Consider the following 25,202-nt stretch of genomic DNA (forward strand, 5'->3'; position numbering starts at 1 on the left):
GTATAACAAATGATCGATAGAAAAAATACGCAGAACACAGCTAAGAAAAATCCTGAAATTATTTTTGATAAATAAAAAGTTTGTACTTGACATGTAATGCATTACATAAACTATAGTAAATGTAGGAATTGAAAACGTTTTAATAAGGAGGAAGAATAAATGTCGAAAACAGCATTAAAAATCGTTACAATTGGTGGAGGATCAAGCTACACTCCGGAATTAATTGAGGGGTATATCAAACGCAAGGACCAACTACCAATTAAAGAAATCGTTTTAGTAGATATTGAAGCTGGAAAAGAGAAACTTGAAATTGTAGGTGCAATGGCTAGGCGTCAAATTGAGGCTGCCGGTTTAGATTGGACTGTTGAACTGACATTAGATCGAAAAACAGCGTTGAAAGATGCCGATTTCGTTACTACGCAATTTCGCGTTGGATTGTTGGATGCGCGAATCAAGGACGAGAGAATTCCTTTATCCCATGGTGTATTAGGACAAGAAACAAATGGAGCCGGTGGAATGTTGAAAGCTTTTAGAACCATTCCAATCATTTTAGATATTATTAAAGATATGAAAGAAGTTTGTCCGGATGCTTGGTTGGTAAACTTCACAAATCCAGCAGGTATGGTAACTGAAGCAGCTATTAAACATGGAGGATGGAAAAAGACAGTTGGTTTATGTAATGTTCCGATTGGACACTGTTCAACGGCATCACAAAAATTAGGCATACCAGAAGATGAGCTTTTCTTTAAATTTGCTGGGATCAATCATTTCCACTGGCACCGTGTTTGGGATAAAACAGGAAAAGAAAGAACTGCTGAACTGATCGATATGATTTATGGACCTCATAAAGAAGGCGAAAATACAGATTTTAAAAATATCCATGACGCTGAATTCCACTATGAACAAATCAAAGACTTGGGTATGCTGCCATGCGGATACCACCGTTACTATTACATTGAAGATGAGATGCTAAAACATTCTATTGAAGAGTTTGAAAACGGTGAAACAAGAGCACAAGTTGTAAAAGCTACTGAAACACGATTATTTGAATTGTATAAAGATCCGGCACTAAATTATAAACCAGAAGAGTTATCACAACGTGGCGGGACTCATTACAGTGACGCAGCTTGTGAGATCATTGCTTCCATTCAAAATGACAAGCGGACAGATATGGTCGTTTCAACGGAAAACAATGGTACAATCGATGACTTGCCATATGATAGCATCGTTGAAGTATCGGGATCCGTTACGGCACATGGAGTAGAGCCTTACAACTGGGGCACATTTACTCCAGCAGCACGTGGCATCATTCAAAACATGAAAGCCATGGAGGAAACGGTGATTCGAGCAGCTATTGAAGGGAATTATGGAGCAGCTTTACAAGCCTTTACCATCAATCCTTTAGTACCAGGCGGCACGCTTGCAAAAACCATACTTGATGAAATGTTGTATGCGCATAAAGAACACCTGCCACAATTTGCAGAGAAAATCAAAGAAATCGAAGCTGACCAACCTGAAACAACTAGCTATGTTGATCAGTTAATGGAAAGCAACTATAAAGAAATTCCAGCTCAAATGGTCTAATAAACTAACGTGAGCAAATACCGATTAAAAGAGCTTACCTATGTCTACTATTTTTAGTAACCTAGGTAAGTAATTTAAAAGTTATTATGTAAGCGCTTTTTAAAATGGAGGGAGAATGAAAAATGGATAAATTTATGGAATTTCTTCAAGATAAGATGGGGCCTATTGCCTATAAACTAGATTCAAATCGCTATTTATCTGCTATAAAGACAGGTTTTTTTGGCGCTATGCCTATTTTGATTTTAGGTTCAATTTTTCTTTTGTTTGCTAACTTACCTATAACGGGCTACCCAGAATTTATGGCTTCTATATTAGGTGAAAATTGGTCCACCTACTTTATGGTACCGTATGATATGACTATGAACATCATGACGATTTTTGTTATCTTTGGTATCTCAAAATCATTAGCTGAATACTATGATCTAGATGATCTAGCAGCAATCGTAATTTCAGTTGTGGCTTTCTTAGTTTTAACACCCACTATTTCTACAGAAGAGGGTATAGTTGGAATTCCTGTGAACAATTTAGGAGCAAGTGGATTATTTGTTGGGATGATTACAGCAATTGTTGCCGTTGAAATCACTCGTTGGGTGGTTGCAAGAGGTTGGACCATCAAAATGCCTGAATCTGTTCCACCAAACGTAGCTAAATCATTTACAGCTTTAATACCGGCATTATTTGTTATTTTATTCTTTAATTTTACGCGTATCGGGTTTAGCTTTACCTCATATGAAACAGCTCAAACGTTTATTTTCCAATTTTTACAAACACCACTGACTGCTTTAGGCAGTTCATTGCCAGCGACATTAGTTATTGTAATTTTTGAAATCTTATTATGGTCATTTGGAATCCATGGTTCTAATATCGTTGGTGCAGTGATGCAACCCATTTGGTTATCGTTAACAGCAGAAAATGCTGCTGCTTTCAGTCTGGGAGAAACACTTCCCAATATTGTAAACTATCAATTTTATCAAAACTTCATAAAAGTAGGAGGCGCTGGTGGAACGATCGGATTAGCCTTACTTTGTTTAGTGATGGCTAAATCAGCACAGTTTAAGACATTGGGCAAATTAGCGTTTGGCCCAGCCTTATTTAATATCAATGAACCACTGATTTTTGGATTACCGATCGTGTTGAATCCAATCATGCTGATTCCATTTTTGATTACTCCGATTCTAATGGCTGTGTCAACTTACTTTGTTATGTCGATTGGACTCGTTCCAATAACGAATGGTGCCAATATACCATGGACAACACCACCAGTCATTGCAGGTTTCTTGGTTAGTGGTTGGCGAGGCGCCGTTTTCCAAATCATTCAAATTGCTGCCAGTACAGTTATCTACTATCCGTTCTTTAAACTGGTAGATAACAAAGCCTATATGATTGAAACTGAAGGTCAAGATGCTGTAAATAGTGAAATGGAAGAAGCCATTTCTATTACTGAAACGAAAACAGTTTAAATCAATCAGTGAAAAAAACGAGTGGATCTCTCACTCGTTTTTTTTATGTCTTTAAAACAGCGTTTTAGATAGTACTCTTTTCAAGATAATGATACACTCAAAGAAAGGATAATGGTTGGGAGTGATTAGTGTGTATAAAGAAATGCCAGCGAAAAAATTAGATAAACGTGCCATTCGCTATGAACGAACAAAAGATATTATTGAAAGTTTTTTTACCTTAGCTGTTTTTGTCCTTTTAATGTTTTTGACTATCCGATTTAATTGGCCAATCTGGTTGATGGCTATCTGGATTATTTTGCCGATCATTGATTTTTTATTGAGTCTATTCTTATTGCCTTATTTAAAGTTAAAGGCTGTACGTTATGAGATGCATGCGCTTCATCTTGAAATTATGGTGGGGCTTTTTTTTAAAAAGAGAACTTTGATTCCAATTGAGCGGATCCAACACGTGGTCGTCAAAGAAGGACCATTGACTAGGAGATATGGAATCCAAATAATCGAAGTCTTTACTGCAGGAACCGGACATGAGATCCCACTGTTGTTGAAAAAGGATGCAGAAGAGCTAAGAATTCAATTGCTAGACCAGATAAAGGCGGTGAAATCAGATGTATAATGAAAAAAAATTACACCCATTAACACTGGTTACTGAGGCTTATAAACGCTTGATTTCTTTTATCTTGCCTATTCTTTTCTTTGCTTTTGCCGGTCCAGATATGGAAGGATTTGGATTTATTTTGCCACTCCTTTTCTTTACGATTTTTGGGTTGTCGTACCTAGTGGACGTTTTAAGGTACATACGGACAACTTTTTGGATCGCAGGAAATCGATTTGTAGTAAAAAGCGGATTATTTATTCAAAAAGAAAAAGACGTTCAAATTAGTCGGATTCAAAGCATTGATTACAGTGAAAATTTGATTCACCGTATTTTTAATGTCACAAAGTTGGAGATCAAGACTCCTGGAAAAGGGATATCGTTAGATGCATTGTCTAAAGAAGATGCACTGAAATTGGCGAACCAACTGCATTACCTTAAAGAAACATCACTTGATGTTGACAGGGATAGAAATGAAGAACATGAAGAAAAACAGATTGACCGACACAGTGGTTTTTCATTGCAAGAAGCAGGAGTCACGAAAAAATTGTATTCCATGAGTTTAGTAGATATCCTCAAGATGAATTTTATGGGAGGGACTGTTTTTAAAGGTCTGATCATAATGGTAGGAGCAATAAATGTTTTTGGGGATTTTATTCCTGATTCAATTTTTAATCAAGCGGGAACAATTTTTAGCCAAACGGCGATTACCTCTTTCCTTTTTATTGGGGTCCTACTGTTTATCTTATTGTATGTTGTAGCTACAGTCCTTTCGATTATTAAGAATTTTGAATACAAAGTTGAATTAACAAAAAATCACGTGACTATTGAAAAAGGATTACTCGAAGTTAAAAGCCAGACGATTGCTTTAGCTAATGTTCAAAGCGTGTGGGAAAAACAAAATTGGTTCCAAAAACTGGCTGGCTATACAACCTTTTGGGTAGGGATTACCAGTGATGATGAAGTGGATAAGAAAAATGCTGCGAGTGAAGTCACTGAAGAAGGAAAAATTTTATTGTTGCCGTTAATAAAAAAAGATCAACTTGCAGCGTTAAGAGCTGAGATTATTCCGCAGTTTAACTTTCAGCCTGCTCAAACAATCATTCCAATTCGATCGTTTAGACGGTTTGTACAATTTCCATTGCTATTATGGATCATTGCAGCAGCTTTAGTTTCTTACTTTTTATGGTCTTACGCATGGACGATCGGTTTAGCGGGTAGCTTGCTGTCACTTTTTTATGGCTACCGCAGTTACAAAAAGACAGGTTATGCTTTATCCACAGAAGAAGCGACCTTTCAGTTGACAACCTTTCTAGGTACCGAGATCATTTACTTGCGTAAAGATCGTATTTTAAATTTAACGATCAAACAAAATCCTTTTTTGAAAAGAAGTCGATTGGGGAAAGTAGAAGTCTTTAGTGCTTTAGGAGATACTTCCCAAAGTAAAGAACTGTCTTTTATCGAAGAAGCCGACTGTGAGCGATTATTTGATTGGTTCATGGCAAAAGAGAGGAGTGAAAAGCATGGAGCCTGAAAAAGAGCTGGATCCTCTAGTTTTAAAATTATGGAGGATACATGGGTTTATGAATAGCATTCCAATGGTCATTGTTGCACTAGTGTATAACTTTTTTTACCAAATCATGCCCCATACTCCATTGCCAGAAGAAGGTATTTATATTACCATTGCTTTGGCTCTGGTTGGAGGATTTATCTCTATTTATGTATTGCCAACGTGGCATTATCGGTCTTGGAGAGTAAACTATAGAATGGATGAGATTGATTTCATCTCAGGTATTTTTATTAAAAAACGAATCACGGTTCCAATCATTCGCATCCAAAATATCGAATCCAATGTAGGACCGTTAGCAAAAAAATTAGGCGTCATGTCTTTAACCATCTCAACAGCTGCTACAAGTCATAAGTTGCCGGAGATGCCTGAAGAAGAGGCTTTGGAATTAAAAAAAAGGATTCAGCGATTGATTCGCAACAGTTTATAATACAAAAAAAGCTCGTTCATGATCTGACCCACAATAGTAGAAGAACTACTGTTGTGAAGGAAAGAATCTGGACGAGCTTTTTTTAATTCATTTTTTTGATGGTGCGTTTGACAAAGTCAGTAAATAAACGTTGCATCATCAAATCGTACGGAATCATTAATTCGGGGTGCCATTGCACGGCTACGATACTTTGGTGGGGAGATTTTGCTTCGAATGCTTCAATCAAGCCATCTTTACTCCAAGCCACAGCTTTAAAGGGTTCAGCTAACTCTTTGATGGCTTGGTGGTGATACGTATTGACTACATATTGGTCGCCAAAAATCTTTCCAATCTTACTTTCAGGATCAATGGTGATCGTGTGAGCACCGGTTTCAAAGTGTGTCAATTGAATGTGTTGAACAGTCAAGTCCGGGTAATCTGAAACATCCTGATACAGCGTTCCGCCATAAGCAACATTCACGAGTTGCAAGCCACGACATACAGCAAAAATGGGTTTTGCTTGATGAATCGCTTCTTTTACAAGTGCAATCTCAAAGGCATCACGTGCTGGATTGGTCGCGCCTAACTTTAAGCTGGGTTCTTCGCCAAATAACAACGGTGACACATCTTGTCCACCAGCTAATAGTAGGCCATCAACTTTTGATAGGTAATCTTTTGCTTCAGTCGGGTCGCTGATTGGGAAAACAACAGGGATAGCACCAGCTTGGCGAACGCCGTTAACAAATCCTTGTGGTGTGTAGGTGATCGGTAAGCCATTCAGGTCGGCATTGTTCAACAAAATATTTCCGGCTATTCCAATTAATGGTTTCATAAACGATCCGTCCTTTCATTAATAAAAGCAGTACAACTAAAACACAGCACATTTAAGTAATAGGTCTGTTTCTGCCAGCTTCTTTTTTCATTATTAGTTTACCTGATTATAGCAGAAAAGTAACTTCAGAGCATTTGTTAATAAGATTGCGAAAGCAAGAGGGTTAGTCTAAAATATAAAGTATGAAAGACAGTAACTACTGAAGAAGTATCATTTGTGAAAAAATTCTAAAGCATAGGAGCGAATCCAAGCTATGTCCGTATTAGAAGTGAAAAACTTACATGTATCGATTGAAGACAAAGAAATTTTAAAAGGTGTTAACTTAACAATGAAAACAGACGAAATTCATGCCATCATGGGACCAAATGGAACGGGGAAATCAACTTTATCTGCCGCTATCATGGGCCATCCGAGCTATACCGTTACAGAAGGCGAGATTTTATTAGATGGCCAAGACGTTTTAGAAATGGCCGTTGATGAACGTGCTCGAGCAGGATTGTTTTTAGCCGTGCAATACCCCAGCGAGATCGCGGGTATCACGAATGCTGAATTTATGCGTGCAGCAATCAATGCTAGAAGACCAGAAGACGACAAAATATCGGTTATGAATTTTATCAAAAAGTTAGACGACAAAATGGCGGTTTTGGATATGCCAGAGGAAATGGCTGAGCGTTATTTAAATGAAGGCTTTTCTGGTGGCGAAAAAAAACGCAATGAGATTTTACAATTGATGATGATCGAGCCAACATTTGCTATTCTGGATGAAATTGATTCAGGTCTAGACATTGATGCATTAAAAGTCGTGTCAAAAGGAGTCAATGCGATGCGCGGTGAAAACTTCGGGGCATTGATCATTACCCATTACCAACGCTTGTTAAATTATGTGACACCAGATGTGGTACACGTGATGATGAACGGCATTGTTGTTAAAACAGGCGGAGCCGAATTAGCTAAACGTTTGGAAGCGGAAGGCTACAAAGGTATCCGTGATGAACTAGGCTTAGATATTGTGTTAGAAGACGATTAAGGAGGATCAAGATGAAAGAGACCAATTATATAGATTATCTTGACTCTGTTCAGCAATTTTCATTGATGCATGAAGAACCGTTGTGGATGATGGAATTTAGAAAATCAGCGTTAACCAAAATCAACTCTTTAGAGCTCCCATCTTTTGAAAGAGTTAAGTACCAACGCTGGCCGTTGCTGCAAGTCCCTGACCTATTCAGCTATGAAGAGGGAATCATGCTAGCAGAAGATTTTTTAACCGGTGATAGCGATGCACCGCGAGTGATTCAAGTGGGCAACCAAACCGTTATGGAACAATTGCCAATGAAGTACATCGAACAAGGTGTGATCTTTACCGATATTTTTACGGCTTTGCAAGAGCATCCGGATTTAGTGAAAAAGGTCTACATGAAGCTAGCTGTTGAACACGATGAAGACAAATTGACCGCTTTTCATGCGGCCTTTATGACCAGTGGCTTGTTTTTATATGTTCCTAAAAATGTCGTAATCGATGAACCGCTTGAAGCGTTATTTGTCCAAAACAGTCAAGTCCGAAACAGTTGGATCAAGCATGTCTTGATTTTTGCGGATACCAATAGTGAATTTACGTATGTCGAAAAATACGAGACCATTGGCACTGAACAAAATGCGGCCAATATTATTGTGGAAGTGATTGCCAACCCCGGAGCGAAAGTGAAATTCTCAGCGGTCGATCAAATCGGAGAAACTACTACTACGTATATCAATCGTCGTGGATATGCACTCAAAGATGCAACGATTGAGTGGGCGATTGGCGTTATGAATGCTGGAAATGTGATTGCTGACTTTGATACTGATCTGATTGGAGAAGGTGCTCACAGCGAAGTCAAAGTTGTGGCCATCAGTATGGGTAAACAGATTCAAGGCATCGATACCCGTGTCACCAATTATGGACGCAATACGATTGGGCATATTTTACAGCACGGTGTGATTTTAGAGAAATCGACCTTAACGTTTAACGGTATTGGACACATCATCAAAGGGGCTAAAGGGGCAGATGCTCAGCAAGAAAGCCGCATCTTGATGTTGTCTGAACACGCTAGAGGAGACGCAAACCCGATTTTGTTGATCGATGAAAATGATGTGACGGCCGGACACGCAGCTAGTGTAGGCAGAGTAGACCCAGAAAACTTGTATTATTTAATGAGTCGAGGCATTCCTAAACAAGAAGCCGAACGCTTAGTCATTCGAGGATTCTTAGGTTCCGTTATCGCAGCGATACCGTTAAAAGTCATGCGTGACGGATTAGTGGATACGATCGAAAGGAAGTTAAGCAAATGAGTTTTTCAGCTGAACAATTGAAAAACGATTTTCCAATTCTCACTCAAATTGTGAACGATGAGCCGTTAGTGTATTTAGATAATGCGGCAACCACTCAAAAACCCACAGCCGTATTGGCTGCCCTTGAAACCTATTACCGTGAAGCCAATGCCAACGTCCATCGCGGCGTGCATACTTTGGCTGAGCGAGCAACAACGCAATACGAAGCAGCGCGTGAAAAAGTACAATACTTTATCAACGCCAATGAATCAGCTGAAGTCTTGTTTACCCGCGGCACCACGACCAGTTTGAACTGGGTAGCTAAAAGCTATGGTGAAGCGAACGTAAAGTCAGGAGATGAGATCCTAGTTTCAGTGATGGAACACCATTCCAACTTGATTCCATGGCAGCAGTTAGCCAAGAAAACTGGAGCTGCATTAAAATATATCGAGCTGACGGAAGAAGGCTTGTTGGACATGGAGAGTTTGCAAGCTCAATTAAGCGAGAAGACCAAAATTGTGGCGTTGGCGCATGTCTCCAATGTACTTGGGGTTGTTAACCCTATTCAAGAGATTGCGCGACTAGCCCATGCAAGAGGAGCCGTAATAGTGGTCGATGGAGCGCAAGCTGTTCCGCATATGCCAGTGGATGTCCAAGAGTTGGACGCTGATTTTTATGCCTTTAGTGGACACAAGATGGTCGGACCGACTGGTATTGGTGTACTGTATGGGAAACGTGCCTTTTTTGAACAAATGGAACCCGTTGAATTTGGCGGGGAAATGATCGCCATGGTGGACGAACAAGACAGCACATGGAAAGAATTGCCTTGGAAGTTTGAAGCAGGCACCCCTAATATTGCGGGAGCCATCGGACTAGGTGCAGCCATCGACTATTTATCAACGATTCGACTGTTAGCGATTCAAGAACACGAAAAAACATTAATGGCTTACTTGTGGCCGAAACTATTGGCAATCCCAGGATTAATGATTTATGGACCAAAGGATTTAGCAAAACGAACCGGTATCGTGACATTCAATCTAGATGGGCTTCATCCACATGATGTGGCAACGGCCATGGATATGGAAGGGGTCGCGATTCGAGCCGGGCATCATTGTGCTCAACCCTTGATGCGCAGATTATCAGCGGATTCAACCGCTCGAGCGAGTTTTTATCTGTACAATACGACAGCAGATGTGGATAAATTTATTGAAGCATTGCTGGCAACAAAGGAGTTTTTTGCTCATGGCCTTAACTAAACTGGATCAATTGTACCGTCAAGTCATTTTGGATCATTCCAGCCATCCGCATCACCATGGGAAATTGGAGCAGTCAACGACTCAAATCGAGTTGCTTAACCCGACTTGTGGCGATGTGATGCAGCTGCAACTGGTCGTCGAAGACCAAGTGATCAAAGACATTCGTTTTGATGGAAGCGGTTGTACCATCAGCCAAGCCAGTGCCAGTATGATGACCGATGTCGTGATAGGGAAAACCGTTTCTGAAGCTTTAGCCTTAGCAGATCAATTCTCTTTGCTCGTGCAAGGGAAAGACGTTCCAAAACTGGAAGAGCTGGGAGATGCGGCGTTGTTGAATGGTGTCGCAAAATTTCCTGCTCGCATCAAATGTGCGACGTTATCGTGGAAAGCACTTGAAAAAGCATTGAGTGAAAAAAATCCTGATGAAGGAAAAGCAAGGAGTGAAGCATAATGGGAGAAGTACCAGAACGCGAGAATTACCAATTCGGCTTTCATGATGACGTGGAGTCTGTTTATACAACAGGTAAAGGACATTCTGAAGCAACCGTTCGAGAAATTTCAAAACGCAAACAAGAGCCAGCCTGGATGTTGGATTACCGTTTGAGAGCCTACAATCATTTCAATAAACGACCGATGCCTGAATGGGGAGCGGATCTATCAGAAATCGACTTTGATAACATCACTTATTACAAAACCGTCAGCAATCAACCAGAACGCAGTTGGGAAGATGTACCCGATAAAGTCAAAGAAACCTTTGAACGCATTGGGATCCCAGAGGCTGAACGCAAATATTTAGCGGGCGCCGGAGCACAGTACGAATCCGAAGTGGTTTACCACAATATGAAAGAAGAATTTGAAAAAATGGGGATCGTCTTTACCGATACTGATTCAGCGCTAAAAGAATACCCAGAAATCTTCAAAGAACATTTTGGAACTGTCGTACCCGCAACCGACAACAAACTAGCAGCTTTAAATTCAGCTGTATGGTCTGGTGGAACCTTTATTTATGTTCCAAAAGGCGTACGCTGTGATGTACCTTTGCAAATGTACTTCCGAATTAACGATGAAGCAATGGGCCAATTTGAACGCACGTTGATCGTCGTGGATGAAGGCGCAAGTGTGCATTATGTCGAAGGCTGTACGGCACCAACATTCTCATCCAGCAGTCTACACGCGGCAATCGTTGAGATTATCGTCAAAAAAGACGCTTACTGCCGCTACACGACGATTCAAAACTGGTCCAACAATGTATACAACTTAGTGACGAAACGCGCTGTAGCCGAAGAAGGAGCCACAATGGAGTGGATCGATGGCAACCTTGGAGCGAAAACCACGATGAAATACCCAAGCATCCTATTGAATGGTCGCGGAGCTAGAGGAACAATGTTGTCGATTGCAATGGCAGGAGCCGGACAAAACCAGGATACAGGCGCAAAAATGATTCATAATGCACCAAACACCTCCAGTTCGATCGTCTCAAAATCAATCGCTAAAGACGGTGGAGAAGTGAATTACCGCGGACAAGTGACATTTGGCAAAAACTCAGACGGATCCATCTCACATATCGAATGCGACACAATTATTATGGATGACTTATCCAAGTCCGATACGATTCCATTCAACGAGATTCATAACGGAAATGTCTCCCTAGAACACGAAGCCAAAGTCTCAAAAATCTCAGAAGAACAACTCTATTACCTGATGAGTCGCGGCTTGACAGAGCAAGAAGCAACTGAAATGATCATCATGGGCTTCGTCGAACCCTTCTCCAAAGAACTCCCAATGGAATACGCAGTTGAATTGAATCGTTTGATTGCTTATGAGATGGAAGGGTCTGTGGGGTAGAAATAAAAATTTTGGATAAAAGAATTAATAAACATCTTAAATTTAGATAAATACTTACTTCTAAAAATTATTCTTAAACGAAAAAGTATGATGTAATTTGAATTTTATAGTAAATAGTATATTATGAGTTTTTAAGTAACTGTCTTGTTTCCATAAGGAATCAAATTCTAAGAAAATATTTGGTTTATCAAATAATTTAAATATTTTTAAGTTGTATAAAAGAACAGGAATGTTTTAATTTGATTTGATAAACGAGGATGATAATATATCAATGTTTAAGGCACTTTATATATTCATAGAATAAAAGTACTTTTAACTTTTGAAATGAGATAAAATGTATTACTAAGATGATGGTTAAAATAGAGCTGTAAAAGTTTTATAAATAATTTATATACCTATTAAATTTTATTAAGCATTACTATATGTTATTATTAATTTAAATAGAAAACTTAACGAGGTGACGGTTAATGGATATAAAATTTGACAAATTTGTCAACATAGGGCCTGGAGAATTGGTAGTTAATAGTCCTTTAACAATATTGATAGGAAATAATGGTGTTGGAAAAACATTACTGTTAGAAACATATGCCAAAACAAATGATTTTTTTATTGAAAAAGTAATGAGCACTAAATTTATTAATGAAATAGCAGATAAAATGGAATTTGAAACAAAAATTTTAAATAAACATACTAAGCCATATGTTGAAGTCAATAAATGGGGATTAAAAAAAAATTCAGAAGAACAAGTTGATGGACATACAATTTCTTTTGAAGTTAAGAGTAAATTGTTAAACAAAGAAGAAATTTTTTCATATACAGATAAAAACGTTGGAAAAATGTTATCAGAAATTCAAAAAGTTATTGAGCAAGATATTTTATTTATTAATGTACAAGGCGAACAGAATAATTTAATAAAGAATTTTGGACCCAAATTTGTTATTCCAATTTTAAAAGTTTGTGAGGACATAACATACAACGTGGAATTAATTTCTCCAATGATTACTAATGATACTGACAATGAAATTGATTCAAATAGTTTTTCTGCGATTGGAGACAGTTTATCTATAGATTTTGGAGATAAAACATTTCATGGACGAGTTAGCACACGAAAGTGGGTTACTCGGGAAGAGAATATTTTATATGAACAAAAAATATTAAATAATGAATATGATATTATTCATAAAGAATTAAAAAATATAATTTCTGATGTTTTAAAGGATTTAACTATTAAAGAAAATGATTTGAAAGTTATTTCTTATATACCTTCTGAAAGAATTGTATCTATGAGTAAATTTATTGAGAAACAAGTATCGGAGAATAATTATAATGGATTAAGATATAGCGAAGAAAAATTTGCAAAAGAATATATATCTTTTAAAGAATACTATTCTCTAACATCTGATAAATTGAAAGAGGAAGTTTTTTTCAATGAAACATACAAAAAGCTACTTGGTGGTAGCCCTCAATTCGATGAAACAGGTGAAATTATTGGCATAAAAGATACAAATGGAATAGTTGTTAATAGGACTTTATTTTCAACTAAACAAAATAAAATTTATCCATTTTTTATGTTACATGGAAATTATAATCGCAAGACGTATTCAAGATTTAATGGAAGAGCAGGGTTCCATAATTTAAGAAGTAGAAGTAAGACCATAATAATTGAAGAACCTGAAGCTAATTTATCCACTAAAGGTATATTAGAAATGGCAAATTACATTTACGAACTAAATAAAAAAAATCAAATTATATTATCAACACATAGTGATGTTTTCTTATCTCAAATAAATAATTTATATTTAAAAAACTCTGAAATTGATAAAGTTTCAGGGTATGAAATACTAGATACAACTATTCCTTTTTTTATAAAGAAACTTGAAGTTTCAGGGAAATTAGGAGTATCATCAGACTTTATAACTAGTCAATTAGAGTTGTTGTATGAAAATACTGAATCTATTCAACATGAAATTGATAGACTGGAGTAGTATGATAGATGAATATTAATATTATTAAGGAGAATTTTTTTAAATGTTTACCCGAACAAAAAATCAAAATAGTTGAAGACCAATTAAAAAACAATAATTTTAAAATGACTCTAGAATTATTATTATCTAAAGAAGGTGAACCTTCGAACATATATCAACTGTTTGAATTAAAGGATGAACACTCCAAAATTAAATTTCTTCATTATAATGAGTTTCCTGATGGTGTTTTTATAAAAAAAATTTCTGAAAAGGAATACAAAATTTTTATAATTGAAATGAAGAGAGATATAACTAAGTATCTTGATAAAATACCTAAACAGCTGCATTCAGGTATATTGCATGCAATTTCTATTATTAAAATGACTGAATCAAGAATTATGGTAGAAAATAAGGAAATTGTAGACATCCATGATATTAAACTGACCTATGAATTGTTTATTTGCTCAGGGAAAAAAATAACATATAGTACACCTAAAAAAGTTATTCCTGGAAAACCGGTATATAACGATAATAGACTTCAATTACTGATTAATTCTAATCAGGTATACCACAAGTTAAAGGGTAAAGACTTAGTTGAATTACCTGTTAAAATTGTGGTGTTTAATCATAATATTGGAGAAAATGGAAGTGAGTTATATACTGGAAGTATAGATTTATCGTGAATGAAATATTTTTGATATTTAAAATTATGCTTAAAATTAAATTGACTTTTAAGTCACTATTTAAAAGGCTAAGTAAATTGTAATATAATATTTCTACTAAAAACGATTGATAATAGAAAAACTTAAAAATATTTATGCATTGTTTACTGCACCTAAAAGTTAAAGAGAAATCTAACTTTTAGGTGCTTTTTTATATTTAAATAAATCAAACAATTTAAGATGATAGAAGTTAAATTATATCAAAAAGAATCAGATGAAAGGTTATCCATGTGACTGCTAAATTGTATTGTGCAGATACTGCTTGATATCCGTCATCGTGAATTACCAGGAGATACGGATGATGAATAAACCGATCGACAACTGATTCAGTTAAAATTTGATTGCCAAAAATATGATTCCATAGACAAATTAAGAGGCTGGAGAAAAAAATTTCAAATAAATACACTCCCACTACTGAACTAATGTTTCAGTAGTGGGAGTGTATTTATTTGTATGTTCTTTGATTGTAAATCGATGATTTAATCTACTTCACCTAAGTCATTACCGATATAAAAGAGGATGACTTTGTCAATCGGTTACTTTACCTGTTTTTCGTTTGTACACGAGGTCTTTGTGCGGCTTTTTGACCTCCTCTTCGAACTTGTTTACTTTTAGCGCGTGTTCCACTATTGCGCGTGGCAACAGCTTTTCTCGCCTGCTGTGTTGGTGCTTGAGTGCCTTCTTTCAAAAGATAAGGATGATCTTTTATGACTGGAACTTTCCTCTTACTAAGTTTTTCAATGTCGCGCAACAAGTCTGATTCTGTTTCATCACAGAAAGAGATAGCTTTTCCACTTAGCCCTGCGCGTCCTGTACGGCCGATACGGTGAACGTAGGTTTCTGGAACTTCAGGCAAGTCAAATTGGATAACTTGCGAAAGCTCAGGCACATCGATACCACGGGCTGCGATATCTGTCGCTACTAGAACGCTAGTTTTCATGGTCTTGAAGTTTTCTAAAGCTTGCTGACGCGCATTCTGAGACTTGTTGCCGTGAATCGCTTCGGCGGAGAAACCCGCTTGCAAAAGTTTTTTGACAATTTTGTTGGCACCATGCTTGGTTCTGGAGAAGACTAGGGAGCGCTCAACCTGCTTATTCTTCAAGAGATAGATAAGTAGGTTAGTTTTGTCGGTCTTGGCTACTCGATAAACATTCTGTTGGATGACTTCAACAGTTGATGAAACCGGATTGACCACCACTTTTACCGGGTTTGATAAAATGGTTCCTGCAAGTTTTTCGATTTCACTCGGCATCGTTGCTGAAAAGAACATGCTTTGACGTTTCTTAGGCAATTCTCGGATAATATGGCGTACATCACGTAGCATCCCCATATCCAACATCATATCGGCTTCGTCCAAGACGAAGAAATCAACCTGGTTCAGCTTGACAAATCCTTGTCTGATAAGGTCCAATAGTCTGCCTGGCGTCGCGACTAGGATATCCGTTCCGCGTTTCAGCGTGGCTGTCTGAGGATTCTGCGAAACGCCACCAAAAATTACTTGGATATTCAATGGAAGGTATTTAGCGTATGTTTGGAAACTATCACCGATTTGTATGGCAAGCTCACGTGTAGGAGCAAGGATTAAGGCTTTGATGGCACCTTTTCCAATTGTTTTTTCTTCCATAATATTTTGAAGGATGGGTAAGGCAAAGGCAGCTGTCTTACCAGTACCGGTCTGGGCACAACCCAACAAGTCCTTGTTGTTCATCAGATGCGGAATGGCATCCTCTTGGATAGGTGTTGCTTTCGTATAGCCTGCTTCTTTCAGTGCGTGCAATAGGTGTTGGTTCAATTCTAATTCATTAAATAACAAATGGTTCTCCCTCGGCATGGTATACATGCATTTAATTTTTGTGAATGTGTTTCGGATTAGGTTGGTTTAGCATACAAGAGTCTGACTATCTTTCAAAAATCGACCTGATCCGAACAAGTATATAGTTTCTCTGAGAAATAGCATGACTGGCCTATTATATCAGAAATGGAAGGGAGAGTCACATTATTCCATTTTTGGGGTTTTAGCGTTTTTATTTTTATATAAAGAGGATTACCAAAAACACTTGTTTTTTGAAAAAGTAAATAGTTATCTTATGATAATTACTACTTTATTGAATGAAAATTTGAAATTCATTGTATCTCACATTTATTGTTTAATAAAAAGAGTAAATAGTGTCTGCAAGTGAAAATAATAATAAGTTAACCACGTTTGAATATGATTTAGAATTCTAATGAATTTAGTTCATATATATGAATTTTTTTTGAATTAACCAATAAAATAACATCGAAATAATCAGTTTTATTATGAATATTTGTGAATGTTTTAACATTTATGTTTACTTTAACAAAATTCAATTATATAATTGAAAATAAAGATGCTTCTTAATTAAAAAACTTGATTTATTTTATCTAGTTAGTTGATTTCAGCTAATTGATAAATAAGAAATTAAAGTATAAAACTGAACGAATAGAAAAAAATATAAACTAATTGGGGACAAAAAAATGACTATACTAAAAATAATAAAATATATAGGACTGGTTACAGCCGCAACTTTACTATTAGGTGCGTGTGGACAAAAAGATGCTGCAGAAGAACAGACAACTATTAACGAACAGTCTACAGAACAGACAGAAAAAACATCTTTTCCATTAACGTTGGATAATTACACTGCGTCGTCAGAAGGCGCAGTGTTTTCAAAAAAAGAAATAACGTACGAATTCAGACCGAAATCGATTGTTGCCAATAATCAAGGAACAGCGGAGTTGCTGATCCAACTTGGATTAGCTGAAGACATTGTTGGCGTAGCGGCCTTATACGGTGAAGGTGATGAAATGGTATCTGAGGTTTTCTCTAGCATTCCTGTTTTGTCAGAAGGATATGTTGGAAAAGAATTAGTTGTAGGTGCTGATCCGGATATTGTTGTGGGACGTGGGCAATTGTTTGCCAATGCCGAATGGGGAACGGGGACAGTGGAAGAATTGAATGACGTGGGTATTCAGACGTATATTCAAGCGACATCAACGACTGGTGCAACTTTTGAGGATATCTATACAGATATTGATCAGTTAGGAAAATTATTTACAGTTGAAGAGAAGGCACAACAATTTTCAACGGATGTGCAAACGCGAATGGATGCAATCGTTGCAGCCATTCCGGATAAACAGGAAACACTTGATTATGCCTATATTTTTGGGGCAGAAGGTACTAATGTAGATATTTACGGTGGTGCAGCAGACACTTACTTAAACGATGCATTAAGCTACATGAGTTTAGAAAATACATTTGCAGATGCAACGGGAGAAATCAGTGTAGAAGCCTTATTGGAAGCTGATCCAGACATATTATTGCTAGTTAACTATACGGGTGGACGCGATCCAAAAGAGAGCTTAGCTGATTTGAAAGCAAATGACGCACTTTCAAGTCTGACAGCGATCAAAGAAGACCGTATCTATATTATTGATTACAATCAGTTCTGGAGTTACGGGTATCAAATTTTAACCGGTATGGAGCAACTCAGTGCTGAAATGCAGTCAAAAAATTAATTCATAGTAGAAAGGAGTAAACTGATGAACCACATCGATAAACAGCGCAAATTATTTTATATGTGTTTACTCCTATTTACTGTATTGATTATTTTTTCGGTTGGGATTGGTGTCGCGGTCGGACAAGTCGCAGTGCCTTTAAAAGAGTCTTTTCAAATACTGCTTAAAAATTTGTCAGGGGGAATGATTGATAACTTACCGGGAGGTTCTTCTGATTCTTTTGAAAATATTATCTGGCAGATTCGTTTTCCGAGAGTACTCTTAGCGATGCTCACGGGTATGGGATTATCCTTAGCCGGTGCGGTCATGCAGACAACGGTCCAGAACCCACTTGCAGATCCATATATTTTAGGTATTTCGTCTGGAGCCTCTCTAGGTGCGACGTTTGCTATCATGATCGGATTTGGTGGAACCAGTATATTGGCTCAGTTTGGTTTATCTTTTTGGGCATTTTTAGGTGCTGTGACTGCTGCTCTTCTGGTCTTACTCTTGTCTAATGCTACTGGACAAATGAATTCGATTAAATTGATCTTATCTGGGATGGTATTAAATGCTCTTTTTACTGCCTTTTCCAATTTTATTATTTATATCGCCAATGATGCGGAAGGGATTCGTTCAGTCACTTTTTGGATGATGGGAAGTTTAGTAGGAGCAAGTTGGTCGAAGCTTCCTTTGATAGCCACAGTTGTCTTGGTATGTTTGCTCTTTTTCTTAACCCAAATACGGACGTTGAATCTTATGTTGTTAGGCGATGAGTCAGCCATTACGCTTGGAGTAAATTTGAAATTTCACCGCAAATTGTATCTCATTATTACTTCGGTTTTAACGGGGGTCATTGTGGCAAATACTGGAATGATTGGATTTGTAGGGTTGATAATACCACATATTGTTCGTGGGATAGTTGGGTCAAATCATCGGTACTTTTTACCATTATCGGTTTTTTCGGGTTCTTTGTTTATGGTATGGTGCGATATCTTGTCTCGTATTATCCTGCCAACGGTTGAACTGCCTATTGGTATTTTGACCTCTTTAATTGGTGCACCACTGTTCATTTATATTTTTGTGAAAAAAGGCTACGAGTTTGGAGGGTAAGCATGAACTTAACGATTGATAACGTATCGGTATCTATTGCCTCTCAGAAGATTATAGAAGGTATTTCCTTACAGGTTAATAAGAATCAGTTTGTAGGTGTAATTGGACCGAATGGCTGTGGGAAATCAACTTTATTGAAAAGTGTTTCTAAACTACTTGAACCCAGTAAGGGAGTCATTACTCTGGGTGACGAAAATGTTCAAGAGCTTTCAAATAAACAGCTCGCAAAAAAATTAGGTGTCGTGGGACAGTTTCACGAAATCAATTTTGATTTTTCCATCCGTGATATGTTATTGCTCGGACGCTCACCATACAAAGGTTTAATGGAGCGAGACAATGCTTTAGATTATGAAATTGTTGAACAGGTTCTTCTCCAACTAGACTTGGGAAAAATCGCGGATAGGAGTTTTTTATCACTATCCGGTGGAGAAAAACAGCGCGTTATATTAGGGAGAACCTTGGTCCAACAACCTAAATTTTTAGTTTTAGATGAGCCCACCAATCATTTGGATATCAAACATCAATTGAGTATTTTAAGAACAGTCGCTTCCTTGCCTATTGGTGTATTAGCAGCTTTACATGATTTGAATCTAGCTGCACGCTTTACGGATTACTTGTATGCGATGAAAGATGGACGGATCATTAAAGAGGGAAGACCTGAAGAAGTGTTAACAGAAGCGGTCATTAAAGAATTGTATGAAGTGGATTGTCACACTTACGTTAACCCTATTTCAGGTAAACAAACCATTGAATTTCTATAAAAATAAGAAAAAGTCTTTATAAAAACACCTCTGTCGCATTCAATGTATCTGAATGAGACAGAGGTGTTTTGCGTCAATTTAGTAATTTAAGTGGTTTGAATAAATCAAGTTACATAGCCATCCAACTGGGCTCCAAGGTATTTCCGTCTGGATCTTGTACTTCAAGTAAAAACATTTGATCTTCAGACATCCCCATTTCTACTTTATGGAAATCACCGCCATTGGCTTTTGCTGTTTCAGCAATTTTTTTGACGGCATCAGCACTTTCCAGGCTGAATGTAATTAGAGCGCTGCTAGTGATTTGGGTATTTGCAATTGTTTTATCTTTAAGAAAACGGCTATAAAATTCGTGATTTAACAGCATGATCCAAAAGTTATCATCCCAAACCATTGCGGCAGCTTCATTGCTTGAGAATTCGTTATTTTTAGTAAAACCTAATTTTTCATAAAATGCAGTAGAGCGATTGAGATCAGATACAGGGAAATTTACAAAAACCATGGTTGACATAAAAATCCTCCATTCTTTTCATATACTGATTTTATTACAAGTAAAGCATCTCACGAGGGAGCTTTTTTGTCAAAAATAGTAGATTAAATTGCGCTAGTCATCGTAAGGTTTATGCCAATTTTACATGAGTAAGTAATGAATCCTATTAACGATAAAAAAATTGATTAAAGGAAATAATAATAATGCATCTATTGCAGTAGAATATATAGGCGATGGTATCGAGTGATTGGAATTGACTTTCGTGTGTTTAATAAGAATATCTATAAATAAACAACTCCCAAAAAGTGAAGAATATCACCTTTTAAGAGTTGTTTTTGTACTCTATTTCGCTCATAGGGTTTGTCAGCCTATATTTTTATTTCTCTAACACTGTCTTCAAGTTATTACCAAATTCAGTCCAGCTGTGTACAGCTCCTTCAATGGCACCAGGAGTTGCTTTAGTTTCTTCACTAAAACCAGACATCTCAAAATGTAAATCTGTCTTTCCATCTGTATTCTCTGTTAAAGTCCATACAACGGTTGTTGTTTCTCCTGCACTTGCCCAAGTATAAGATAATTTTTTCGGTTCATCTACTTCGAGTACTTCTCCGTTAACAATGCCATCCCAATATTCATTTGGTTCAGATTTAAATTGAAAAGTGTGTCCTACAACTGGTTTGAAATCGTTTGCCCATATCCACTGTTCCAGAAGATCCGATACTGTTAATGCCTTCCATACTTGGTTAATTGAACTTGCATATTGAAAATCTAACATTACATCTGCTGTCATTATTCTTTCCTCCAGTACTTTTATTTTTTGTTCCAATAAACTATCTAAATGAACTAATTTTTCGTTCCAGAAATCTTCGTAAAAAGATACTCAATTACGAACTTCTTTCAATGGCTTGGCATTCAATTGGTGTCTTAGTTATTATTTATTGTACAATACATTTTGGTTTTCTTGTTAATTTATTAACTCCAAAATTACCTACAAGTTCTACCACTACTTGATAAACGCTCTAGTGTGGTGATTGCTCACATGAGTATTGAAAAAGTAAGGCATTCGGTGGCAATCAATGGAAAATAATGATGTCGTTACGGAGGCACGGATGTTTATTCAAATAAGAACTGAAAAAAGAGCTAGAAACAGAAACTGTTCCTAGCTTTTTTTGTCCAGTATTCACTTTTTACATAATACTATTAGACTTATGCTGATTGGAATTGGCTTTGATAAAGATCAGCATAGAAGCCGTCTTTTTCTAACAATTCATGGTGGCTTCCAGTTTCAATAATATTCCCTTTGTCCATAACTAAAATAAGATCTGCATTTTTAATCGTCGACAATCGATGGGCAATCACAAAGCTGGTTCTGTCCAACATGAGATGATCGATTGCTTGTTGGATTTTAATTTCCGTTTTAGTATCGATACTGGAAGTTGCTTCATCTAAAATCATGACTTTCGGATCTGATAAAATGGTCCGAGCAATGGTTAACAATTGCTGTTGACCTTGAGAAATCATATTGTTTTCACTCGAAATAATCGTATCATAACCTTCCGGTAACGTTTGGATAAACGAGTCACACTGCGCTTTTTTAGCTGCGGCAATAACTTCTTCTCGAGTAGCGTCTTTCTTTCCATAACTGATATTTTCAGCAATGGTTCCTTCAAACAACCACGTATCTTGCAATACCATACCAAACTGTTTTCTTAGATCATGTCTGGTTAGGGTGCTCGTGTCGATTCCATCAAATAAAATAGAACCACTATTAATTTCATAGAAACGCATCAATAAGTTTACAAGCGTTGTTTTTCCAGCACCTGTAGGACCTACGATAGCAATCGTCTTTTGGGGTTCTGCAATAAAATTAACGTCTTTCATAATCAATTGGTTTTTGTTGTAGCCAAAGCTGACATGAGAAAATTCGATTTGACCAAGTGGATTATCAATCACATTAGCCTTTTGGATATCTGGAACTTCATTTTCTTCATCTAAAACTTCATAAATCCGTTCAATGGCAGCTAAACAACCTTGAAGCATGTTTACGACGTAAGAAGCTTCTGTAATAGGGTCTGAAATTTGATTAACGTATTGTAGAAATGCTTGAAGCAATCCAATCGTTATCGTTCCTTGGATGGCTAAAGTAGCACCCATTAACGCACTGCTGATATACGCTAATTGAGTAATGCTTCTCATGATAGGGTAAATCGCGAAGTTAACAAATTGGGCCTTTTTATGAGCTTTATACTGGTCGTCGATTAATTGATTGGCTTTTTGAATGACTTCTTCTTGTTTATTAAAAGCTTTAATAATCGTGGTTCCAGAATAATATTCCTCCGTAGCGCCACTCAATTTTCCTAAGGTATACATATTGTCGCCAAATAACGTTTGATTTTTTTTAGAAATAACTTTCGTGACGATAATGTTGATCAGGATCATAAAAATAATAATCAAGGATAAACGTCCGCTAACATAAATCATTAGACTCAACCCAGCAACGACAATGATGATTGAACTAATAAATTGATTAAAACTCATAATAATAAAGTTCGCTACTTTATCCGCATCGGCTGTTGTTCGACTTAATAGATCGCCCACTTGCGTTTGATCGTAAAAATTTAATGGCAATTTATTTAGTTTAGCTGTTATTTTCTTGCGTAAGGTTAGACTGGCTTCTTCGCTGACAGTGGCGATTAAATATTCCTGGAAGTAATTACAAACAAACGTGATTCCAGCAATGAACAATAATATTAAAAGAGGTCCCGTGATCGCAGCTCGAATACTTTCCATCATTGAAGCACCCGGTGATCTTACAGCTTCAATTAGTCCATCAATAGCTTGAGCTGTAACTAAAGGAATCGAGACATAGGCTAATGTGCCAATGATGTTTGAAAGAATAGCTGGAATGGTTTTCTTTTTTTGGAGCATTAGCAGTTCGAAAAAATAGTGAACGGCTTTTTTTAGATTTTTTGGTTTTTCTGAGTCTAGTTCTTCTAAAAGCACTTGTTCTTTTTTAGACATTTTCTGTCACCTCACTTTTAGACTGCATATTTTGAGATCTAGCTAATTCTTGATAGACAGGATTTTTTTCAATTAATTCTGAATGGGTTCCTTTACCCACAATTTTACCTTCATTTAAGACGATGATTTGATCGGCATCAATGATCGTGCTGATTCTTTGGGCAATGATCAACGTTACCGCATCTTTCAATTCTGGTTTTAAAGCGGCTCTTAGTTTCGCATCTGTTTTATAATCCAGTGCCGAAAAACTATCGTCAAATACATAAATCTGAGATTTCTTTATCAATGCACGTGCGATTGCCAAACGTTGTTTTTGTCCGCCAGAAAAATTGGTTCCTCCTTGAGCTACCAAGGCATTAAATTGCTGATCCTGTTCTTCTATAAACGGTAAGGATTGAGCAACCTGAGCAGCATGTCTCAATTCGTCAATCGTAGCTTCTTTATTTCCATCTAAAATATTATCCTGGATGGTTCCACTAAATAGAAATGCTCGTTGTGGGACGTAGCTGATCAATGAACGAAGGTCTTTTTGAGAAAGTTTGCTGATATCTGTACCGTGTATCAAAATGCGACCCTTTTGAATGTCATTGAACCGTAAAAGGATTTTAGCAATCGTACTTTTACCGGAGCCCGTTCCACCAACGATAGCCAATACTTCACCTGTATTGATGGAAAAATCCATGTCTTCTAAGACTGATTTGTCAGCACCTTGGTACTTAAACGTTACATTTTCAAATGACAAAGCAGGCTGCACAGTAACATCTACTTTTTCGTTTAACTGAATTTCATCTTCCACTTCTGGCTGAAGCGTCAGTACTTCTTGAAGTCTATTTAATGATGCGATTGCTCTTGGTATATTAAACATGATCAAAGCGGTCATGATAAATGAAGACATTGTGATGACTGAGTACCCTATAACGGCAGTAATGGAACCTACTTGAATGCTGTTTTCTGCAACTAATGAACTGCCCACCCAAATAATAGGGATCATCGTAAGGGCGTTCAGGCTAAAAGCAACAGGTGTTAGAAAGGCAAAGTACTTATTGATCCGAATCATGTTAGCAGCAAAATCATTAAAACTACCATCAACTTTATTCTTTTCATATTCTGCATTATCAAACGCACGAATAATTTTTACGCCTTTAAAAAATTGTCTAACAAGCATCGTCATTTTATCCATCTTTTTCTGGATGTTATTAATCAAGCGAGTAGATTTGAACATCACGGCAGTAATCACACCGATAAAAATAAGAATGGATACAAGTGGAATGACCATCATAATAGGGGAAATCCGATAAGCCAATACTATAGAAATGACTGCCATAAATGGACTTGGTAAAACCATTTGAAAGAGAGACAAAGTGACTTCTTGAATATTGACAACATCACTAGACGTTCTCGTGACTAAAGAGGCCACACCAATTTTATTAGTGTCATTTAGTGACAAATCTTGTATTTTTCTAAATAGTTTTTTACGTGTTTCTTTTCCAAAACGTGAAGCAATTTCAGAAGTATAGTAACTTCCAAGCACTCCAACAACGGCACCTATAAGTATAGTAAGCAACATCTGGACTCCAATAGAAGAAACGACGCTGGTATTTTTTTCTAAAATGCCTTTATCAATGAGTTGAGCGATTAAATAAGGAATGAATAGAGTTGCTACTGATTGAAGTAAAATTAAGCTACTTGTAGCGAGGACAAGCAGTTTGTTTTTCTTTAAAAATGTAAAAAATAAATGCATATTGTTCATGTCTCCTTTTAGTTATTCG

21 protein-coding genes are annotated in these 25,202 nt (G+C 36.9%); 15 read left to right on the forward strand and 6 right to left on the reverse strand.

Features of this window, described 5'->3' with window-relative positions:
• Positions 1-159 precede the first annotated feature (159 nt).
• The 5 genes from CAR_RS02200 (at position 160) to CAR_RS02220 (ending at position 5,633) form a co-directional block, all read left to right on the forward strand.
• On the forward strand, positions 160-1,584 hold the full coding sequence (locus tag CAR_RS02200) for a 6-phospho-beta-glucosidase (protein WP_013710097.1): 1,425 nt from the start codon (positions 160-162) through the stop codon (positions 1,582-1,584).
• A gap of 122 nt (positions 1,585-1,706) precedes the next feature.
• On the forward strand, positions 1,707-3,044 hold the full coding sequence (celB, locus tag CAR_RS02205) for a PTS cellobiose transporter subunit IIC (protein WP_013710098.1): 1,338 nt from the start codon (positions 1,707-1,709) through the stop codon (positions 3,042-3,044).
• A 130-nt stretch (positions 3,045-3,174) separates the two neighbouring features.
• On the forward strand, positions 3,175-3,657 hold the full coding sequence (locus tag CAR_RS02210; RefSeq protein ID WP_013710099.1) for a PH domain-containing protein: 483 nt from the start codon (positions 3,175-3,177) through the stop codon (positions 3,655-3,657).
• Positions 3,650-5,170, forward strand: a complete 1,521-nt coding sequence (locus tag CAR_RS02215; RefSeq protein WP_013710100.1) for a PH domain-containing protein — start codon at positions 3,650-3,652, stop codon at positions 5,168-5,170. Before CAR_RS02210 ends, CAR_RS02215 begins: the two co-directional genes overlap by 8 nt.
• Positions 5,160-5,633 carry a PH domain-containing protein gene (locus tag CAR_RS02220; protein ID WP_238526702.1) on the forward strand — a complete coding sequence of 158 codons (474 nt, stop codon included), beginning with the start codon at positions 5,160-5,162 and terminating at the stop codon, positions 5,631-5,633. The genes CAR_RS02215 and CAR_RS02220 overlap by 11 nt, the downstream gene beginning before the upstream one ends.
• A gap of 82 nt (positions 5,634-5,715) precedes the next feature.
• Here CAR_RS02220 and CAR_RS02225 read toward each other — a convergent pair whose 3' ends face one another.
• Positions 5,716-6,444 (reverse strand): gamma-glutamyl-gamma-aminobutyrate hydrolase family protein, encoded by a 729-nt coding sequence (locus tag CAR_RS02225; RefSeq protein ID WP_013710102.1) that lies wholly within the window; start codon positions 6,442-6,444, stop codon positions 5,716-5,718.
• Positions 6,445-6,697: 253 nt separating this feature from the next.
• Between CAR_RS02225 and sufC the strand changes: the two genes are divergently transcribed.
• The 7 genes from sufC (at position 6,698) to CAR_RS02260 (ending at position 14,496) form a co-directional block, all read left to right on the forward strand.
• A complete protein-coding gene (gene sufC, locus CAR_RS02230; protein ID WP_013710103.1) occupies positions 6,698-7,471 on the forward strand; it encodes a Fe-S cluster assembly ATPase SufC in 774 nt (257 codons plus the stop codon).
• 11 nt (positions 7,472-7,482) lie between these two features.
• Entirely contained in the window at positions 7,483-8,769 is a 1,287-nt protein-coding gene (gene sufD / locus CAR_RS02235) for a Fe-S cluster assembly protein SufD (protein ID WP_013710104.1), read from the forward strand.
• Positions 8,766-10,004: a cysteine desulfurase gene (locus CAR_RS02240; protein WP_013710105.1), complete on the forward strand. Its 1,239-nt coding sequence runs from the start codon at positions 8,766-8,768 to the stop codon at positions 10,002-10,004. Before sufD ends, CAR_RS02240 begins: the two co-directional genes overlap by 4 nt.
• A complete protein-coding gene (sufU, locus tag CAR_RS02245; RefSeq protein WP_013710106.1) occupies positions 9,991-10,455 on the forward strand; it encodes a Fe-S cluster assembly sulfur transfer protein SufU in 465 nt (154 codons plus the stop codon). Before CAR_RS02240 ends, sufU begins: the two co-directional genes overlap by 14 nt.
• Complete coding sequence (gene sufB / locus CAR_RS02250) at positions 10,455-11,849, forward strand: Fe-S cluster assembly protein SufB (protein WP_013710107.1); 1,395 nt, start codon at positions 10,455-10,457, stop codon at positions 11,847-11,849. The genes sufU and sufB overlap by 1 nt, the downstream gene beginning before the upstream one ends.
• A 467-nt stretch (positions 11,850-12,316) precedes the next feature.
• Positions 12,317-13,834, forward strand: coding sequence for a hypothetical protein (locus CAR_RS02255; RefSeq protein ID WP_041556089.1), 1,518 nt, complete (start codon positions 12,317-12,319; stop codon positions 13,832-13,834).
• A gap of 8 nt (positions 13,835-13,842) precedes the next feature.
• Positions 13,843-14,496: a hypothetical protein gene (locus tag CAR_RS02260; RefSeq protein WP_013710109.1), complete on the forward strand. Its 654-nt coding sequence runs from the start codon at positions 13,843-13,845 to the stop codon at positions 14,494-14,496.
• A 580-nt stretch (positions 14,497-15,076) separates the two neighbouring features.
• Here CAR_RS02260 and CAR_RS02265 read toward each other — a convergent pair.
• Positions 15,077-16,348, reverse strand: a complete 1,272-nt coding sequence (locus CAR_RS02265; RefSeq protein ID WP_013710110.1) for a DEAD/DEAH box helicase — start codon at positions 16,346-16,348, stop codon at positions 15,077-15,079.
• 683 nt (positions 16,349-17,031) lie between these two features.
• Here CAR_RS02265 and CAR_RS02270 point away from each other — a divergent pair.
• The 3 genes from CAR_RS02270 to CAR_RS02280 are packed head-to-tail and all read left to right on the forward strand — an operon-like array spanning position 17,032 to position 19,925.
• Entirely contained in the window at positions 17,032-18,072 is a 1,041-nt protein-coding gene (locus CAR_RS02270; protein WP_013710111.1) for an ABC transporter substrate-binding protein, read from the forward strand.
• A 24-nt stretch (positions 18,073-18,096) separates the two neighbouring features.
• Positions 18,097-19,164, forward strand: coding sequence for a FecCD family ABC transporter permease (locus CAR_RS02275; RefSeq protein WP_041556090.1), 1,068 nt, complete (start codon positions 18,097-18,099; stop codon positions 19,162-19,164).
• A 2-nt stretch (positions 19,165-19,166) separates the two neighbouring features.
• Positions 19,167-19,925, forward strand: coding sequence for an ABC transporter ATP-binding protein (locus CAR_RS02280; RefSeq protein WP_013710113.1), 759 nt, complete (start codon positions 19,167-19,169; stop codon positions 19,923-19,925).
• Between the two features lie 109 nt (positions 19,926-20,034).
• On the opposite strand, the gene CAR_RS02285 is transcribed toward CAR_RS02280, so the two are convergent.
• The 4 genes from CAR_RS02285 to CAR_RS02300 form a co-directional block, all read right to left on the reverse strand.
• The gene (locus CAR_RS02285) at positions 20,035-20,433 is read right to left on the reverse strand and encodes a VOC family protein (RefSeq protein WP_041556091.1); all 399 of its coding nucleotides are present in this window, start codon (positions 20,431-20,433) and stop codon (positions 20,035-20,037) included.
• A gap of 355 nt (positions 20,434-20,788) precedes the next feature.
• Complete coding sequence (locus tag CAR_RS02290; protein ID WP_041556092.1) at positions 20,789-21,202, reverse strand: SRPBCC family protein; 414 nt, start codon at positions 21,200-21,202, stop codon at positions 20,789-20,791.
• 416 nt (positions 21,203-21,618) lie between these two features.
• Positions 21,619-23,433 carry an ABC transporter ATP-binding protein gene (locus CAR_RS02295; RefSeq protein WP_013710116.1) on the reverse strand — a complete coding sequence of 605 codons (1,815 nt, stop codon included), beginning with the start codon at positions 23,431-23,433 and terminating at the stop codon, positions 21,619-21,621.
• The gene (locus CAR_RS02300) at positions 23,426-25,174 is read right to left on the reverse strand and encodes an ABC transporter ATP-binding protein (protein ID WP_041556093.1); all 1,749 of its coding nucleotides are present in this window, start codon (positions 25,172-25,174) and stop codon (positions 23,426-23,428) included. Before CAR_RS02300 ends, CAR_RS02295 begins: the two co-directional genes overlap by 8 nt.
• Positions 25,175-25,202: the final 28 nt, after the last annotated feature.

It is taken from the genome of Carnobacterium sp. 17-4 (assembly GCF_000195575.1).
Classification (GTDB): Bacteria; Bacillota; Bacilli; order Lactobacillales; family Carnobacteriaceae; genus Carnobacterium_B.

Bases quoted from the DNA above. Each gene is read 5' to 3' on its own strand.
- CAR_RS02200 (WP_013710097.1), top strand. From the start codon at position 160: ATGTCGAAAACAGCATTAAAAATCGTTACAATTGGTGGAGGATCAAGC.
- celB (WP_013710098.1), top strand. From the start codon at position 1,707: ATGGATAAATTTATGGAATTTCTTCAAGATAAGATGGGGCCTATTGCC.
- CAR_RS02215 (WP_013710100.1), top strand. From the start codon at position 3,650: ATGTATAATGAAAAAAAATTACACCCATTAACACTGGTTACTGAGGCT.
- CAR_RS02220 (WP_238526702.1), top strand. From the start codon at position 5,160: ATGGAGCCTGAAAAAGAGCTGGATCCTCTAGTTTTAAAATTATGGAGG.
- CAR_RS02225 (WP_013710102.1), bottom strand. From the start codon at position 6,444: ATGAAACCATTAATTGGAATAGCCGGAAATATTTTGTTGAACAATGCC.
- sufC (WP_013710103.1), top strand. From the start codon at position 6,698: ATGTCCGTATTAGAAGTGAAAAACTTACATGTATCGATTGAAGACAAA.
- sufD (WP_013710104.1), top strand. From the start codon at position 7,483: ATGAAAGAGACCAATTATATAGATTATCTTGACTCTGTTCAGCAATTT.
- CAR_RS02240 (WP_013710105.1), top strand. From the start codon at position 8,766: ATGAGTTTTTCAGCTGAACAATTGAAAAACGATTTTCCAATTCTCACT.
- sufU (WP_013710106.1), top strand. From the start codon at position 9,991: ATGGCCTTAACTAAACTGGATCAATTGTACCGTCAAGTCATTTTGGAT.
- sufB (WP_013710107.1), top strand. From the start codon at position 10,455: ATGGGAGAAGTACCAGAACGCGAGAATTACCAATTCGGCTTTCATGAT.
- CAR_RS02255 (WP_041556089.1), top strand. From the start codon at position 12,317: ATGGATATAAAATTTGACAAATTTGTCAACATAGGGCCTGGAGAATTG.
- CAR_RS02260 (WP_013710109.1), top strand. From the start codon at position 13,843: ATGAATATTAATATTATTAAGGAGAATTTTTTTAAATGTTTACCCGAA.
- CAR_RS02270 (WP_013710111.1), top strand. From the start codon at position 17,032: ATGACTATACTAAAAATAATAAAATATATAGGACTGGTTACAGCCGCA.
- CAR_RS02275 (WP_041556090.1), top strand. From the start codon at position 18,097: ATGAACCACATCGATAAACAGCGCAAATTATTTTATATGTGTTTACTC.
- CAR_RS02280 (WP_013710113.1), top strand. From the start codon at position 19,167: ATGAACTTAACGATTGATAACGTATCGGTATCTATTGCCTCTCAGAAG.
- CAR_RS02285 (WP_041556091.1), bottom strand. From the start codon at position 20,433: ATGTCAACCATGGTTTTTGTAAATTTCCCTGTATCTGATCTCAATCGC.
- CAR_RS02290 (WP_041556092.1), bottom strand. From the start codon at position 21,202: ATGACAGCAGATGTAATGTTAGATTTTCAATATGCAAGTTCAATTAAC.
- CAR_RS02295 (WP_013710116.1), bottom strand. From the start codon at position 23,433: ATGTCTAAAAAAGAACAAGTGCTTTTAGAAGAACTAGACTCAGAAAAA.
- CAR_RS02300 (WP_041556093.1), bottom strand. From the start codon at position 25,174: ATGCATTTATTTTTTACATTTTTAAAGAAAAACAAACTGCTTGTCCTC.